18 protein-coding genes are annotated in these 14,738 nt (G+C 68.1%); 6 read left to right on the top strand and 12 right to left on the bottom strand.

All coding sequences use genetic code 11. The annotated features are described in order from the left end of the window. Window positions 1–86 precede the first annotated feature (86 nt). Window positions 87–284, bottom strand: a complete 198-nt coding sequence (locus P0592_RS14080) for a DUF5800 family protein (protein WP_276271538.1) — start codon at window positions 282–284, stop codon at window positions 87–89. Window positions 285–440: 156 nt separating this feature from the next. Here P0592_RS14080 and P0592_RS14075 point away from each other — a divergent pair, with 156 nt between their 5' ends. Continuing rightward, the gene (locus P0592_RS14075) at window positions 441–1,490 is read left to right on the top strand and encodes a polymer-forming cytoskeletal protein (RefSeq protein WP_276271537.1); all 1,050 of its coding nucleotides are present in this window, start codon (window positions 441–443) and stop codon (window positions 1,488–1,490) included. 3 nt (window positions 1,491–1,493) lie between these two features. Here the strand turns inward: P0592_RS14075 and P0592_RS14070 are convergent, their stop codons facing one another. Further along, a complete protein-coding gene (locus P0592_RS14070; protein WP_276271536.1) occupies window positions 1,494–1,925 on the bottom strand; it encodes a hypothetical protein in 432 nt (143 codons plus the stop codon). A gap of 96 nt (window positions 1,926–2,021) precedes the next feature. Between P0592_RS14070 and P0592_RS14065 the strand changes: the two genes are divergently transcribed. After that, entirely contained in the window at window positions 2,022–3,200 is a 1,179-nt protein-coding gene (locus P0592_RS14065) for a redox-regulated ATPase YchF (protein ID WP_276271535.1), read from the top strand. A gap of 123 nt (window positions 3,201–3,323) precedes the next feature. Beyond that, entirely contained in the window at window positions 3,324–3,803 is a 480-nt protein-coding gene (locus P0592_RS14060; protein ID WP_276271534.1) for a cell division protein CdpA domain-containing protein, read from the top strand. A 5-nt stretch (window positions 3,804–3,808) separates the two neighbouring features. On the opposite strand, the gene P0592_RS14055 is transcribed toward P0592_RS14060, so the two are convergent. Next, window positions 3,809–4,990, bottom strand: coding sequence for a DUF5305 domain-containing protein (locus P0592_RS14055; protein WP_276271533.1), 1,182 nt, complete (start codon window positions 4,988–4,990; stop codon window positions 3,809–3,811). A 549-nt stretch (window positions 4,991–5,539) separates the two neighbouring features. Then, window positions 5,540–6,106: a hypothetical protein gene (locus P0592_RS14050; protein ID WP_276271532.1), complete on the bottom strand. Its 567-nt coding sequence runs from the start codon at window positions 6,104–6,106 to the stop codon at window positions 5,540–5,542. Window positions 6,107–6,430: 324 nt separating this feature from the next. Between P0592_RS14050 and P0592_RS14045 the strand changes: the two genes are divergently transcribed. Together P0592_RS14045 and P0592_RS14040 are read left to right on the top strand one after the other, a co-directional pair. Beyond that, entirely contained in the window at window positions 6,431–7,024 is a 594-nt protein-coding gene (locus tag P0592_RS14045; protein ID WP_276271531.1) for a DUF7344 domain-containing protein, read from the top strand. Then, on the top strand, window positions 7,021–7,491 hold the full coding sequence (locus P0592_RS14040) for a hypothetical protein (RefSeq protein WP_276271530.1): 471 nt from the start codon (window positions 7,021–7,023) through the stop codon (window positions 7,489–7,491). The genes P0592_RS14045 and P0592_RS14040 overlap by 4 nt, the downstream gene beginning before the upstream one ends. A gap of 13 nt (window positions 7,492–7,504) precedes the next feature. Here the strand turns inward: P0592_RS14040 and P0592_RS14035 are convergent, their stop codons facing one another. The 4 genes from P0592_RS14035 to P0592_RS14020 all read right to left on the bottom strand — a co-directional run bounded on the left by P0592_RS14035 (window position 7,505) and on the right by P0592_RS14020 (window position 10,401). Then, entirely contained in the window at window positions 7,505–8,359 is an 855-nt protein-coding gene (locus P0592_RS14035) for a UbiA family prenyltransferase (protein ID WP_276271529.1), read from the bottom strand. A gap of 42 nt (window positions 8,360–8,401) precedes the next feature. Beyond that, on the bottom strand, window positions 8,402–8,779 hold the full coding sequence (locus P0592_RS14030) for a hypothetical protein (RefSeq protein ID WP_276271528.1): 378 nt from the start codon (window positions 8,777–8,779) through the stop codon (window positions 8,402–8,404). 59 nt (window positions 8,780–8,838) lie between these two features. Beyond that, complete coding sequence (locus P0592_RS14025) at window positions 8,839–9,963, bottom strand: pyridoxal phosphate-dependent aminotransferase (RefSeq protein ID WP_276271527.1); 1,125 nt, start codon at window positions 9,961–9,963, stop codon at window positions 8,839–8,841. Window positions 9,964–10,032: 69 nt separating this feature from the next. Beyond that, on the bottom strand, window positions 10,033–10,401 hold the full coding sequence (locus tag P0592_RS14020) for a hypothetical protein (protein WP_276271526.1): 369 nt from the start codon (window positions 10,399–10,401) through the stop codon (window positions 10,033–10,035). A 168-nt stretch (window positions 10,402–10,569) separates the two neighbouring features. Here P0592_RS14020 and P0592_RS14015 point away from each other — a divergent pair, with 168 nt between their 5' ends. Continuing rightward, window positions 10,570–10,827: a MoaD/ThiS family protein gene (locus P0592_RS14015; protein ID WP_276271525.1), complete on the top strand. Its 258-nt coding sequence runs from the start codon at window positions 10,570–10,572 to the stop codon at window positions 10,825–10,827. 6 nt (window positions 10,828–10,833) lie between these two features. On the opposite strand, the gene P0592_RS14010 is transcribed toward P0592_RS14015, so the two are convergent. The 4 genes from P0592_RS14010 to P0592_RS13995 form a co-directional block, all read right to left on the bottom strand. Next, on the bottom strand, window positions 10,834–12,138 hold the full coding sequence (locus tag P0592_RS14010) for an acetamidase/formamidase family protein (protein WP_276271524.1): 1,305 nt from the start codon (window positions 12,136–12,138) through the stop codon (window positions 10,834–10,836). A gap of 327 nt (window positions 12,139–12,465) precedes the next feature. Further along, window positions 12,466–13,674, bottom strand: a complete 1,209-nt coding sequence (locus P0592_RS14005) for a thiolase family protein (protein ID WP_276271523.1) — start codon at window positions 13,672–13,674, stop codon at window positions 12,466–12,468. Between the two features lie 58 nt (window positions 13,675–13,732). After that, entirely contained in the window at window positions 13,733–13,891 is a 159-nt protein-coding gene (locus P0592_RS14000; RefSeq protein WP_276271522.1) for a hypothetical protein, read from the bottom strand. Between the two features lie 34 nt (window positions 13,892–13,925). Next, complete coding sequence (locus P0592_RS13995) at window positions 13,926–14,693, bottom strand: DUF7839 domain-containing protein (RefSeq protein ID WP_276271521.1); 768 nt, start codon at window positions 14,691–14,693, stop codon at window positions 13,926–13,928. Window positions 14,694–14,738: the final 45 nt, after the last annotated feature.

Raw genomic sequence — 14,738 nt, 5'->3', positions numbered from 1 at the left:
ACTGTTCTCACGACGGCTGTGGGACCCTCGAAGGAATCGGAGGGCGGCACGGGTTCACGACCGTCGCGTGTCGTGACAGCTCGCCGTCAGTCCACGATCTCGCCGATCCGGCGTGGCTCGCCGGAGAGCGACGGCTCGGGTTCGACGATCTGCAGGACCTCGTGGTCGGTCACGTCCGGGTAGGACTTCTGGACGGCGTCCTCGATGAGTTCCTTCTCGAGCCGGAACTCCGTGCCGTCGTAGACGACGTCGACCCCTTGTTCGTCGAACGAGAGAACGGTCATACTCGCGGTAGGCGGGTCGCGACCAAAAGCCTGCGCTCTCGCGAGCCGTTCGAGAGACGATCACACGCCGGTCGCTCGCGGCGTCGTCAGACGCCCGTCAGACGCCCGTCGTGCGGTCCCTCAGGGTTTAATACCGTCGAAATCACTATTAGGCACGTGCCACTCGGCTCCGACCCGCTCTCCGAACTCGCGATCCCCGACGGGACCCACGTGGAGGAACACGACCTCGTGACCGACGGGGACGTCATCGTCGGCGGGCAGAGCACCGTCGAGTTCGGGGTGCGCGGTCGGTCCGTCATCGCGGACGAGCGAGTCCGGTTCGGCGGCCACATCGAGGCGGAGGGCGACTGCCGCCTCGACATGTGGTGTGACGTCGCGGACAACGTCCTCGTCGGCGAGGACGCCTACATCGGCGAGCGCGTCCACATCGGCGGCGAGCTGCGGGTCGCCGGCGACCTCGACGTGGGCGACGACGTCGACATCGAGGACGGCTTCGAGGCCAACGGCTGGATCGTCATCCGGAACCCGATGCCGACCGTCGTCTTCCTGTTCGTCTACCTCTCGCACCTGCTGCGCATCGGCGAGGACGAGGCCGCCGAGGACGTGGTCGAGTCGATGCTGGGCGAGGACGCCGACGACACGGACCCGGTGCTCATCCCACGCGGAGCCAACGTCTCCGACGACGCCTGGCGCGTCTCGACCCCGGCGACCGTCGGCGACGACTGCCGCCTCCACGGCAACATCCGCGCCGAGTCCGTCGAGGTCGGCCGCGACACGGTCGTCTTCGGCAGCTTGCGCGCCCGCGAGGACGTCACCGTCGGGAAGGGGACCGAGATCAAGGGCGACGTGACCACCCGCGGCGGCACCGTCCGGGTCGGTCCCGGCGCGAAGGTGTGGGGCGACATCTCGGCGAAGACGGTCGAACTCCACGAGAACGCCACCGTCGATGGAACGATCCGTGCACGCGAGGAGATGCGGATGCACACCCAGGAGGTGCTGGACCGGCCCGACGAGGACGCCGCCGCGATGGCGGCGATGGCCGAGGAACTGGAGGGCGAGGGGGACGACGCGGCTGCGGAAGCCGACGCCGAGGAGGACGCGGGAGCCGACACGGACGAGGCTGCCGACGACGGTCCCGAGGACGCGACCGACGACGCGGCGAGCGACGGCGAGGGCGAGGGCGACGCCGCCGAGGCGTCCGACTGACGCTCAGCTGTCCGTGCCCCGTCCCCGACCGACGACGACCGTTCTGTAGCTCGCCCGTGCCAGTACGGCGACCACCGTCAGTCCGGCCAGCACGAGCGCGGGCACCGCGGCGAAGAAGACACCGCCGGACCCGGTGTTCAGCGCGACCTGCGCGTACACGCCGGCGAGGGCGGTCAGCACGCCGAGCAGGCCGACGGCGACGCTGGCCGCGTCGTCGGCCCCACCGTCGACCCGCCGTCGGAGCCAGTCGCCGGCGACGACGGACCCCAGCGCGATCGCGAGCAGACTGGTCGTGTCGATCGTCACCGGCCCGACGTAGAGCCACGTCGGGAGCGGCGAGACCGAGCGGAGTTTGGCGGCGATCGCGAGGGCGATCGCGACCGCGACGAGGTCGGAGAGGGCGATTCGGTCGATCGTGCGGGACCGGACGGACATACGGGCCACTGGACACGCGATCGACAAAACGTCCGGGGTCGCTCAAACTGCGCCCGAACCGAAACCGCCTTTCCCGCGTCACTGGTATCGGCTGGCATGCTCTCGCTCGCACTCGCCGGCAAGCCCAACGCCGGGAAGTCTACCTTCTACAAGGCGGCGACGATGGCCGACGTGGACGTGGGGAACTACCCGTTCACCACCATCGACGCCAACCGCGGCGTCAGCCACGTCCGCACGGAGTGTCCCTGTCTCGACCGGGAGGCGCGCTGTGGCGACGAACACTGCCGGGACGGCAAGCGCTACGTCCCCGTCGAGCTCATCGACGTGGCCGGCCTGGTCCCCGGGGCTCACGAGGGCCGCGGTCTCGGGAACCAGTTCCTCGACGAACTCACCAACGCCGACGTCATCCTGAACGTGGTCGACGCCTCCGGCGGCACCGACGAGGAGGGCGAACCCGTCGAGGTCGGCCAACACGACCCCGTCGAGGACGTCCACTTCGTCGAGGAGGAGATGGACCTCTGGCTGGCCAGCATCGTCGACCGCAACTGGGAGTCCGTCGAGCGCGCCTCCCGGTCGCCCGATTTCGACCTCGACGAGGCGCTCGTCGACATGCTGACCGGCGTCGGCGCGACGGAACTGGACGTGGCCCGCACCCTCCGTGAGCTGGACTACCCCGAGGACCCCATCTCCTGGACCGACGAGCACCGCGAGGCGCTGGCCCAGCAGATCCGCCGGCGAACCAAGCCGATCGTCGTCGTCGCGAACAAGGCCGACATCGCCCCCGAGGGCAACGTCGAGCGCCTGCGCGAGGCCGCCGAGGTGGTCGTCCCCGCCACCGCCGACGGCGAACTCGCCCTGCGGAAGGCCGCCGAGGCCGGCGTCGTCGACTACGACCCCGGCGACCCCGACTTCGAGATCGTCGGCGAGGTCAGCGACCAGCAGCGCGAGGGCCTGGAACGCATCCGCGAGGTGATGGCCGACTACGGCGGCACCGGCGTCCAGACCGCGATGGACACCGCCGTCTACGACCTGCTGGACCACGTCACGGCCTACCCCGTCCAGAACGACACGAAGTGGACCGACGGGCAGGGGAACGTCCTCCCCGACGCCCACCTGCTGCCCCGCGGGTCGACGCCGCAGGACCTCGCGTACGCCGTCCACTCGGACATCGGCGACGGCTACATCCACGCCGTCGACGCCCGTGCGAACCGCCGCATCAGCGACGAGACGGAACTGGAGGAGGGGGCCGTGGTCAAGATCGTCAGCGACAACTGAGCACGGAGCGGGCCGGATACGCCCGGATTACCGATGGCGTGTGCCACGGTAGCACGAGACACGTTCAGCTTTCGTGTCAGTACTATCGAAATAACAAATCAGCCGGCTTTCTGTCCCGGTAGTATGGCGACCGGGAATCCCAAGGGGATGATGCTGGACTGTTACCGCCGGTACATCGGCAGCATCGAGGAGGTCTCCGAGGTCGACGTGGTGTTCGGGATGGGGCTGACGATGGGCGGCGTCGCGCTGTCGGTGGCCGGCTGGCTGGCGTTTCTCTGGAACGAGACGATGGCGGCCTACGGGACCAGCGGCTTCTACACCGTCCGCGAGGTCGCGATCGTCGTGGCCGGCCTTGGCCTGCCGCTGTTCCTGCTCGGCGTCGTGACGATGACGCTGGGCAGCGACCGGATGACCGCACTCTCGCTCGCCGGCACCGCGGTCTGCGTCGGGGCCGTCCTGCTGTTCCTCGCCACGTACCCGAACCAGTGGGACGTGCCGGCGAAACTCCACGCGCCCCTGGGCGTCAGCCTCTACGGCGTCGGTGCGGGGATGCTGGTGTTCGCCACGGGCGCGGCCTACAGTTGTCGGGTCACCGGTCGGTGAGGCGGCTACTCGTCGTCGCCGGCGAACAGCCCCGACTGCTCCGGTTCGTCGTCGGGGCCCCCGGACTCGTCGGCCGCGCCGTCCGCTGATTCGGCCACCTCGGGGTCGTCGGCCGACGGCTCCGTCGGGACCACCGGCGGCTCGTAGGTGTACAGATACCCATCGTGGACCACGTGGTACGACTCGCCGTCGGGCGTCTCGACGACGGCGCTGTCGGTGTCGATCGCGAAGTCCACGAGGTCGCCCAGCGACGCCGCTCGCGCCTCCGGCAGGTCGCGGGCGTCGGGCGGCAGCTCGATGCTGTTGATCCAGTCGTCGAACTCCGTGCGGTCGTCCTCGTAGACGAGCCGTTCCCGCTCGGCGTCGGTCAGCCCGAGGTCGTTGCGCGTCCGCGCGACTACGAGCGCGGCGAGGGCGACGAACGCAACGCCGAAGAGCGCGGGCCCGCCGACGGCTTCAAGGGTGCTCGGCTCGCGCGGGACTTCGACGGTCTCCGTCCTCTGGAACTCCTGCGTGCTGGCCGTGGCGTTGACGCGGTAGGCTGCTGATTCGAAGGCGATTGGGAGCACGTACTCCATCGTCCGGTTCACGGGCTGGCCGTTGACGGTGCCGGTGATGCGTACGAGCGAGACGATCTCCATCCGCGGATCGCCGGGTGGTCGACCCAGTTGTTCCTCGATCCGTTCGGTCCGGTTCATCGTTCGGTTGACGTCGACGCTGAACGGGACTCGCATCGTGCCGTCCGGTGAGAGCGAATCGGCGCGCTCGGCCGTGAGCGTACGCGTCCGCCGCCACACTTCGGTAGTCCGCTCCCGATCCTGTTCAACCGAACGCATCACCGCCTGTTCCACGACCGCTACGTCGAGCGTGCCACCGTCACTCGCGTTGTAGTCGAAGACGAAACTCCCGTTCAACACCGGCGCGGCGAACGCGAGATACACCGACCGGTTCGTCAGTTTCGACCCCGTGTCGTAGATCGGGTTCGGTTCGGTCACCGTCGCTTGGTGCTCGTAGTCGGCAGACATCGACCACGAGGCCGCGACCCGTTCTTCCGTCGTCGTCCCCGGATCGACGTGAGCGCCGTAGGTGAGCCAGCCACCCAGGAGTGCGAGGATCAGTAGTCCGACAAGGACAGTTTCGAACTGCTTGTCGAAGAACGAGCGCAGCCGGAGCCAGCGTCTCGGCATTACCTCTTTCGCATCCTATTAAAAAATTGTTATTTATACCGTACTCTTCGGTTGGTGGAGGTTACCGCCGATACGGAACGGACCGGAGTCTATTTTGATTGAAACGGTATCCAGGCTTTCCCGTGATTCACATCGTCTTCACAACGTCGAAATTCTCGCTGTAGTGTTCGATCGCCCACTCGTCAAGGGCCAGGTCTAGTTGCTCGTCCGCTGATTGGCGGTCTACTGTACCCACAGTCATATAATGGGATCAATTATTACTGTATTTATATTCAATAATATATTCTATATTATATATTAAAATATAATAAACTGGTGCAGAAGGAGAGGTGAAACAACTGCACACCGGTCAGAAGAATCAAGTGATTAGTCGGCAACCGTGACTTCGGGCACAGCACAGCCGAGTCGCGATGCCGAAGGCAAGTGTTTCTCAGGCTCACTCTGCTATCGTAATTAGCAGATACGAACGAGAAGAAATTTGGGAAACTCAATCATCGCGTTAAAGATACGAAACGCTATTAATATTAAATAGATTATATTTTAATTCTTTTACAGAGTCCCAATTGTGGAATTTGCACTGGTGTCATCAGCGTGAATAGTGAAAGCGGGGTCGGCTGCGAATGCACCACCGGAGGAAGGTCTGGTATCGAAGAAGAGACCAACAGTCAGCTGATTGCCGACAGGGAGTGCAAATGCTCCCTCATTACCCGGTGAACCACCAACATCGCCGTTATTTGCGGTAAAAGCGTTTGTCGATATTTTACTGTTCTCGTCGCCGTCGGGGTAGAAGTAAATATTACCGGAGTCACCATTTGCAGTCACATCAATCCAGACGTAGACTTGATCGGTGCCATTATTCGTCACATTAAGCACCGAATCGAAACTATTCTCAGCCTCGTCATTAAGTCGATCAAGAGTTATTTCGATTTCGCCATCGCTTGCAACCTCTGAATATTTGCTGGGGCTGGTGAGACTCAAGTATGCGCTCCCATCATCAACAATACCTCCAGACATATTGCGCTCAGCATCCACGTCACCAAACGCACCAGTACCCATTACAGCCGCCGAGCCGGCGGCAAGCGATCCCATTCCGATCAGGAACTTGCGTCGTTGCATCGTTGTAGTCTCCGTTTGCACACCCGTACGACCAGTCACGCGCCCGACACCACGGCCGGGGTGTGCTCATACTATGCCACGTGCTATCACCCCTTTTGTATAGACGAGCGGCCAGTGGCAACACGTCTCTGCGCCGACGAAACAGGCGGTTGCGGTTCGCAGAGGACCTTTTCACACCGATAATCCGGTCGTACCGGATTGCTCCGAGGGCTCGGAAGAAATGACAATAGAGTAAGTAGAAGGTTCGAAGATATGTAGCCTTATTAACTTTATATCGGGAGTGTGTGCCACACCTCGTCGGGGGAAGCAGCCGATCAGTAGATTATGAGTCAAACCGCCGCCGAAGTATCCGGGGACGGGGCGAACAGTAGCAGCGAACCACCCTCCGAAACCACGGTCTTCGAGATACTGAGCAACGACCGCCGGCGGTTCGTCTTCCACTACCTCAAGCAGCGCGACCGGCGCGTCTACCTCCGCGAGCTCGCGGAGCACGTCGCCGCCTGGGAGAACGAGAAGCCCGTCGACCAGCTCAGCTCCGCCGAGGCCAAGCGCGTCAAGACCGCGCTCCACCAGCACCACCTGCCCAAGATGGACGCGCAGGGGTTCGTCGAGTACGACCGCCAGCGCGAGACCGTCGCCCTGGCCGACGCCGTCTCCGACCTGGAGGTCTACCTCGACGTGGTGCCCGGTGGCGACGTGCCCTGGAGCCTCTACTACCTCGGGCTCTCTGGGCTGGGACTGCTCGCGCTTGCCTGCGTGAGCTTCGATCTGGGGCCGGCCGCGGGCGTGCCCGACATCGCCTGTGCGCTCTTCCTGGTCGTGGCCTTTCTCGTCTCCGCCGGCGTCCACACCTACCTCAACCACGCACAGCTCCGACTGGGCAGCACCGCTGACCCGCCGGAGGTGGGAGAGCGGTGACCGTCCGGGCGGTCGCCCTCCTCGCCGCCACACTACTGATCGTCGCGTCGCTGCCGTTCCAGACCGCCGGATTCAGCGCCGCCAGCGTCGACCGATCGGTCGAGGTCGCCGTCGCCGAGGACCCGGACGCCTACCTGGGCATCGACCGCGCGGAGCCGGTGACGGTCTCGGGCAACGAGAGCGAGGTGACGCTGTTGACACTCACGAACCGGTTCGAGACGAACGTCGAGATGTTCTACGATCTCACCGAGAGTGAGCCCGGCGAACCGCCGTCCATCGAATCCTGGGGCGGACCGGACCGGCTCGGAAGCGGTGACGTCCTGGAGAGTGCCGAACGTGCGCCGGTGACGGTGATCGTCTCCTGTGGGAACTCGACGGCCTCGGAGCGGTACACGTTCGACCTCATCGCCGACGGGGGCAGCGTCAGGGTCGAACTGGAGCGGGACGTGACCGTCGAGTGCGTGTGACCGGCCGCGCGACTCAGGTCAGCGGCCGGAACCACACCGCCGCCACCAGCGCCGCGAGGAACAGGTACGAGCCGCGCACGAGCAGCATCGTCGCCAGTTCGGACTCGGCGCGGACGGCCACGCCCGCGACGACGCCGAACACGACCGCCGCGCCGGCGGCCGACGGGGGAATCCCCGGCAACAGGACGGTCAGGACGACGACGCCGACCATCGCCGCCACGAGCAGGCCGACGGCGAGCCACCGCGCCGACGCCGGCCCGAGGACGACGGCGACGGTCCGCTTGTCGATCGACCGGTCGTAGTCGTAGTCCTTCTCGTCGTCGATGATCTTGATGCCCGTCAGGAGGACGAGGAAGACGCCGGCGAGGCCGAGCACGCGGGGCGCGAGCGCCGCGGCCTGTGCGTAGTAGCCCCCCAGCAGCGCCAGCGCGATCCCCGTGGGATAGCCCATCGTCGCGCCGACGGGGTTCAGGTCCAGCTGTGGCGCGTGGGTGTAGCCGATGACCCACGTCGGGACGGTCAGCAGGGCCGCGCGGAGGCCGACAAGCAGCCACAGTCCCACCGTACAGGCCGCGAACCCGATCGCCGCCCCGACCAGCGCGGCCCGGCACCCGCCGACGGTCAGCGGGTGGTCGTCGTCCTCGCCGCGGACGTGGAAGTCGACGTAGCCGTCCTTGACGTGTGCGGTGTAGACGGCGAAGAACATCGCCGCGGCGTGGAGGCCCGCGACGGCCGGCGAGAACCGGCCCGCGAGGACGGCACCGAACAGCGACGTCGCCAGCGGCGGGAGCATGAAGACGGGGTGGACCTGCGAGGCGAGCGCGCGGCCGGCCGCGAGCGCCCCCGTCTCGTGTCGGGCGACTGCCATACCGGGAGTGAGGCCGCCGGGAGCAAAAAGACTCGTACGGGGTCAGTCGGCGCGCCAGTTGGCCCGGTCGAGGACGAACCCCGAGAGGTGCGAGGCCAGGTCGCGGGCCGCGTCCTCGCTGGGTGCGTGGAGTTCGCCGGAGACCGGCCCGGCGTCGCCGCCCAGCCCCTCCGTCTCGGAGATGGGGTCGGTCCCGGTCGGGTACGGCCGACGCGAGCGGACGCGGTCCCGCAGGCGCTGGACGGTGTCGTCGGTCAGGCGGTAGTCGAGGTGCTGGAGGTCGTACCGGACGATGTAGCCGCGGGTCGCGGCACGGACGGCGACGACTGGCTGGCCGCGGTCGACACAGCGGTCCCAGACGGCCTGTTGCTCGTCGTAGGTGGTGTACACCGGCACGTTCGACGGTGTGAGGTGGTCCATCGGACACCCGTAGGGGCTGGACCGGTATGACCCTTCGGCGCGCGTGTTGCGGGGGGCGGTCAGTCGCGGACGGCCTCGGTCGCCTCGGCCATGATCCCGATGGCCTCCTTCAGCGAGTCCATATCAGTCGCGTAGGAGATCCGTGCGTAGCCCGCGCCGTGGTCGCCGAACGCCTCGCCGGGGACGACCACGACGCCGCGCTCGATGACCTCGTCGACCCAGCCGTCGGGCACCTCCGGCATCGCGTAGAACGCGCCCTTCGGCGTCGGACAGTCCAGCCCCATCTCCTCGAGCCCCTCCAGCAGGACGTCCCGGCGCTCCTCGAAGGCCGCGCGCATCTCGGCGACCGGCTCCTGTGGCCCGGTCAGAGCGGCCTCGGCGGCGTACTGTGCGGGTGCGGAGGCACACGCCTGGGCGTACTGGTGGACCCGGAGCATCCGCTCGATCCGTTCGTTCGTCGCCGTCACCCAGCCCAGCCGCCAGCCCGTCATCGAGTAGGCCTTCGAGCAGGCGTTGACGACGGCGACGTTGCCGGTGTCGTCGAACGCCGCCGGGGAGCGGTGCTCGCCCTCGAACACCTGCTGTTCGTACACCTCGTCGGAGACACAGAGCACGTCGTGGTCGGCGGCGATGCGGGCGAACTCGCGCATATCTTCTGGGGACTGGACCGCCCCCGTGGGGTTGGCGGGCGAGTTGACGACGAAGGCGGCCGTCTCGTCGGTGATCGCCTCCTCGACGGTCTCGGGCGCGAGGGTCAGGTCGTCACGGAGCGGGACCGGCCTCGGCGTCCCGCCGGCGAGTTTCGTCAGCGCGTCGTAGGAGACGAACCCGGGGTCCGGGAAGATCACTTCCTCGCCCTCGTCGACGTGCGCTTCGAGCGCGACGTGCAGCGCCTCGCTGCCGCCGGAGGTGGCGATGACGTCCTCGGGATCGACCGCGAAGTCGTTGTCACGGGCGTGTTTCGCGGCGATGGCCTCCCGCAGTTCGCGGGTCCCTTTGTTCGACGTGTAGCCGTCGGCCTTCCCGGCGCGGATGGCCTCGACGGCCGCCTCGCGGGCGTGGTCCGGGGTCGGGAAGTCCGGCTGCCCGAGCCCGAGGTTGATCGCGTCCTCGCCGGCTGCTTCGAAGACCTCGCGGATCCCCGAGATGGAGACCTGCTCGACGCGACTGGAGAATGCTGTCATCACCTACGTCACCGGGTGCGAGGCCGATAATTCTTCCCGATTCAGCCGCCCGACGGCCGGTCGGGGCCCTCAACAGGGGTCGATCTCGGTCCCGCGGACGCGGCGGACCCCGAGCGGGCCGACCTCGTAGACCGCCTCCGAGGCGGTGTCCGCGAACACCCTGTCGTCGCCAGCTCCGACCGTGTACGCGTACGGGAGCGTCACCGAGACGCGAAGCCCGCCGGGCGATACCCCCGTCACGCGCGCCGAGCGGCTCGGGCCGGCACCTTCGTTCACGCCACCATCGGTCAGGCAGGTCGCGCCGTCCAGCCGGTCCCGGACGTGGTCGGCCTCGGCGGCGAGTGCCCGCTGCTCCGCCCCCCACACCGCAGCCACACCGGCGAGGACGACACAGAGCGCCAGGACGGCCGAGAGCGCGGTTCGTCTCGTGGTCGGCATCTCGTCCGTCCGATCGTCCGGTCAGGGGGTATCAGTTCCGGACGCTTCGGTCCCGCTTTGACCGACACTGTCGAGCGAGGACGGAGCGTGGTCGCCGGTGTCTCGGCCTTGAATTTCCCACGTCGGGCCGGCGGTGCAATCATACGACCCGCAGCCGTGTGCGGACGTATGGAGGTCACGGTGTACGGGCAGTTGCGGAGCGCCACCGGCGAGAAGACGGTCGACGTCGACTTCGACGGCGGGACGGTCGCCGACGCGGTCGACGCCTTCGTCGCGGCCTATCCGCGGGCAAAGCGGCACCTCGTCGACGGGGACGGGCTCGCGAGCAGCGTGCGACTCGCGGTCGACGGGGCGTCCGCGACACCCGACGACGACTGTCCGCCCGACGCCACACTCAGCATCCACCCGGCGATGCAGGGCGGCTGAGCGCGGTCAGAGGGCGTACTGGTCGCGCACGAGGCCGGCGAGGCCGCGGTCCGCGAGTCGGTCCATCGGCGCGAGCATCGTCAGCTGGACTACGCCGGGGAGCCGCCCGATCTCGACGCCGCCGCTGAACGTACACCGGGTTCGGACCTCGCCCTCGCTCATGTCCAGCAGGTCGCCGGCCCTGTCGAAGGCGTTCTCCGTCGCGTCGTTGACCGTCGCACCGCTCCCGACGACCTGGATCGGCCCCACGTCGGTCTGGACGTCCACGCCGTACTCCTCGCCGAGCGCCTCGCCGCGTTCGACGTCCGCGTCGGTGAACGGCTTCGCGATGTGGGGCAGGTCCTCGCCGTTGGGCAACAGCACCGGCCCGTCGATGTCCAGCCCCTCGATGACCTCGACGCTGAACTCCGTGAACCCGCTCACGTCAGTCGTGTGCAGGGCGAGCTCCCCGTCGCCCTGGTTCGCGTGCATATCGCCGACGTAGATCCCGCCGCCGTCGACCTTCACCGGACAGATCAGGGTCGCTCCCTCGCGGACGGCGTTGATGTCCATATGGCCGTCGGTGCGCTCGGCCAGGTCGGCCTCGTCGTCGAGCCCCCAGTCGTGGTCGGCACCGATCAGGAACTGACCGAAGTCCCCGGCGTTGTGGGAGTCAGGCAGTTCGACCGGCGGCGTCGTCCCGATGTTCCCGAGGAACGGCCGGAGGTGGCCCATCGTCCCGGGCATCTCGGACGGTTCGTACAGCAGAATCGGGTGTTGCCGGGAGTTCTCGGGCAGCGCCATCGCCTCGTGAGCCCGCTCGGCGAGGTCGTGGGCCGCCTCGCCGTCGACGGTCAGTCCGATCTCGTAGTCCTCGTCGAAGACGGCCGTGACGCCGAACTCGAAGGCGAACGAGGAGGCGTTGGCACCGCACTCCGCACACCGGATCGACTCCTCGCCGGTGCCCTCGACGACGCTCTCGGGCCACGCCGCACCGCACTCGGGACAGACGTGATCGACGAACGGGTCGTCGCCGAACGCCCCCTCGCGCTCGTCCATCGACCCGGTGCTGGTCGCGATGCTCGTCACCTCGACGTCCTCGATGTGGATGGCGACGGCGTCGCCCACCTCGGCCCCCTCGACGGCGATGGGCTTTGTCACCTCGTGGCCGCCGCGGAACTCCGGGGTGATCATCGGCCCCCAGCAGGCCGGCGGCGTGTGAGTCCGGACGGTGCCGCCGTCCGCGACGGTCCCCGCCCACTCCTGATCGGGGCCGACCAGTCCCAGCGTGTACTCGTCGACCTCAAGCTCCTGTGTGACTTGCTGTGACATCCCACTCGAACCTACTGTTAGCGATGCAATAAGCGCAGTGCCGACTCACGCCGGCTCGACAGGCGGACGCGGCTTCGGTCGGAAGGAACGGGGTGTCGAACTCCCCGACTGCCGGAGCGTGGCCCCGCTGTCTCTGACGGCCCCCCTGAGCCGGGGCGCGCCGGGCCGAGGGTCGGGACCTGCCTCTGACACCGCACTCCACGGTTTCCCCGCCGCGTGCCTCAAGGTGATGGGTCGCTGTATTGTGGCCGGTCCGGTACCGCGTGAATACATATTCGCACCGGGAGTCGACCCGGAGAGGGCGTCGGGAGCCGCCGCCGGGCGGACTCAGCGCACCACCGACATCGCCATCGCGCCCCCGCCGCCGACGCTCATCCCCACCACGCCCCTGTCGTGATCCGCCCGCTCCATCGCGTACAGCAGCGTCGTCGTGAGGATGCCGCCGCTGGCCCCGATCGGATGCCCGAGCGCGACCGCGCCGCCCAGCGGATTGTGCTTCTCGGGCGGGATCCCCAGTTCGTCGGCGACGTACACCATCTGGGCGGCGAAGGCCTCGTTCAGTTCGAAGTAGTCGACGTCGGCGACTGCGAGGTCGTTGCGCTCCAACAGGTCCGAGACGGCGTCACAGACCGCGAGCGAGAACTCCGCGGGGTCCCGGTAGGCGACGGCGTAGTCCTCGACGTGGGCCATCGGCCCCACCCCCGCCTCGTCGACCGTCTCGGCGTCGGCGACGACGACCCCGCCCGCACCGTCGGAGAGCTTCGAGGCGTTGCCAGCCGTGATGGTGCCACCCTCCACGAACGCCGGCGGGAGCGTGGCGAGGTCCTGGACGGTGGTGTCGGGGCGTGGCCCCTCGTCCTCGGTGACGAGGCCGTCGCCGTCGACGGCTTCGCCGTCCGCTCGTTGCGTCTTCGACGCAACGCTGGCCTCGACGGGGACGATCTCGCGGTCGAACGCCCCCGTCGCGACGGCCTCGGCGGCCCGGCGGTTGCTCCGCGCCGCGTACTCGTCCTGGGCCTCCCGGGAGACGTCGAAGCGCTCTGCGATGCGCTCGGTCAGCGTCCCCATGTGGGCGTCGTACTGGCCGTCCCACAGCGAGTCGTGGATCATCGCGTCGACGAGCGTCACGTCGCCGTGCCGGCGGCCCTCCCGCAGCTCCCGCACGAGGTACGGCGCGTTCGACATCGACTCCATCCCGCCGGCGAGACAGACCGACGCCCGGCCGGCCTCGACGCGGTCGACGGCGCTCGTGATCGCGCGGAGGCCCGAGCCCGAGGCCTCGTTGACCGTCGTCGCGGGACAGTCGTCGGGCAGCGGCGACTCGACGACGACCTGTCGGGCCGGCACCTGTCCGACGCCGGCCTGGACGGCCTCGCCGAGACACACCCAGTCGACGAGATCGGTGGTGACGCCGGTCCTGTCGAGCAGCCCCTCGACGGCCGCGCGGCCGAGGTCGACCGCCGAGCGGTCCGCGAGTGCGCCGAGGAGCTTGCCGTGTGCGGTGCGCGCGCCGTCGACCAGGACCACGTCGGTCATGGCCGAGAAGTGACGCCGAGCCTACAATACTGTTCCCCCGGTCGGACCGCCCCGCCGCTCAGTCCCCTGCGGCGTCCCGGAGCCGCTCGATCTCCGGCTCCAGCCGGCGGAGGACGGCGTCGGCGTCCGTGTAGCCGTTCTCGTACTCGCTGTACGCCGCGTCGGCCTCGTCGAGGAACGCCTCGACGGCCGTGACGAGGTCTGTGTCGTCGACCATACCGGGTCCAGACTCCCCGGGTCGAAAAGCCTGCTCACTGCGTCACGTCGTAGCCGACGTTCGCGTCCCGCAGGGCGTCGGTGACGCGGCCGATGGCGTCCTGCGTGGCGACCACGACGGCGTCGAGCCCCCGCGACGCGGCGTCGGCCGCGACCTCCCCGGGCGCGAAGTGCGTCGTCGGGTCGACGCCCGCGTCTCGGAGGGCCACGACGGCCTCGACGCCGGCGGCCGTGACGATGGGGACGCCCTCGCAGGCGTCGGCGATGGCCGCCGTGTCCTCCACGGGACCCGACCGGACCGCCGGGACCTGCAACACGCTGACGTGGCCGGGGTCGAGGTCGATGACGCCCTCGAAGCCGGTGACGCCGACCACCTCGCCGTCGGCCGCGCTCGTCGTCGTCACGCCCGTCGCGCCGGAGGTCCCGGGCCTGGCGTGGAGGAGCCCGTCCCTGAGCGACAGCGTGACGGTCTCGCCCTCGTCGAGGTCGGCCTCGGCGATGGCCGCGTCCTCCTGGACGCTGCCGAGCACGTCGTCGGTGACGCGTTCGACGAAGCGACGCATATCCGTCGCCGACTGGAACACCCAGTCGACGCCCTCCTTGGTCACGCGGTACCGGGACCGCCCCTCCTTCTCGACGAGGCCCTCGTCGACCAGCTCCCGGATGTACTCGCTGACCGCCTGACTCGTCACGCCGACGGCCTCCGCTATCTCCCCCTGGCTGACCGCGGGCTGGCGCTCCGCGATCTCCACGAGGATGCGAAAGCGCGTCGCGGCCCGCTTGTTCTCGAGGAGGTCGACCATACCCTCTGGTGGGGAGTCGCGGGTTAAAATACCCGCCCCTCGCGG

Source organism: Haloarcula litorea, from assembly GCF_029338195.1.
GTDB lineage: Archaea > Halobacteriota > Halobacteria > Halobacteriales > Haloarculaceae > Haloarcula > Haloarcula litorea.
The sequence above is the reverse complement of the archived record's forward strand: the minus strand, read 5'-3'. Positions and strand labels throughout refer to the sequence as shown.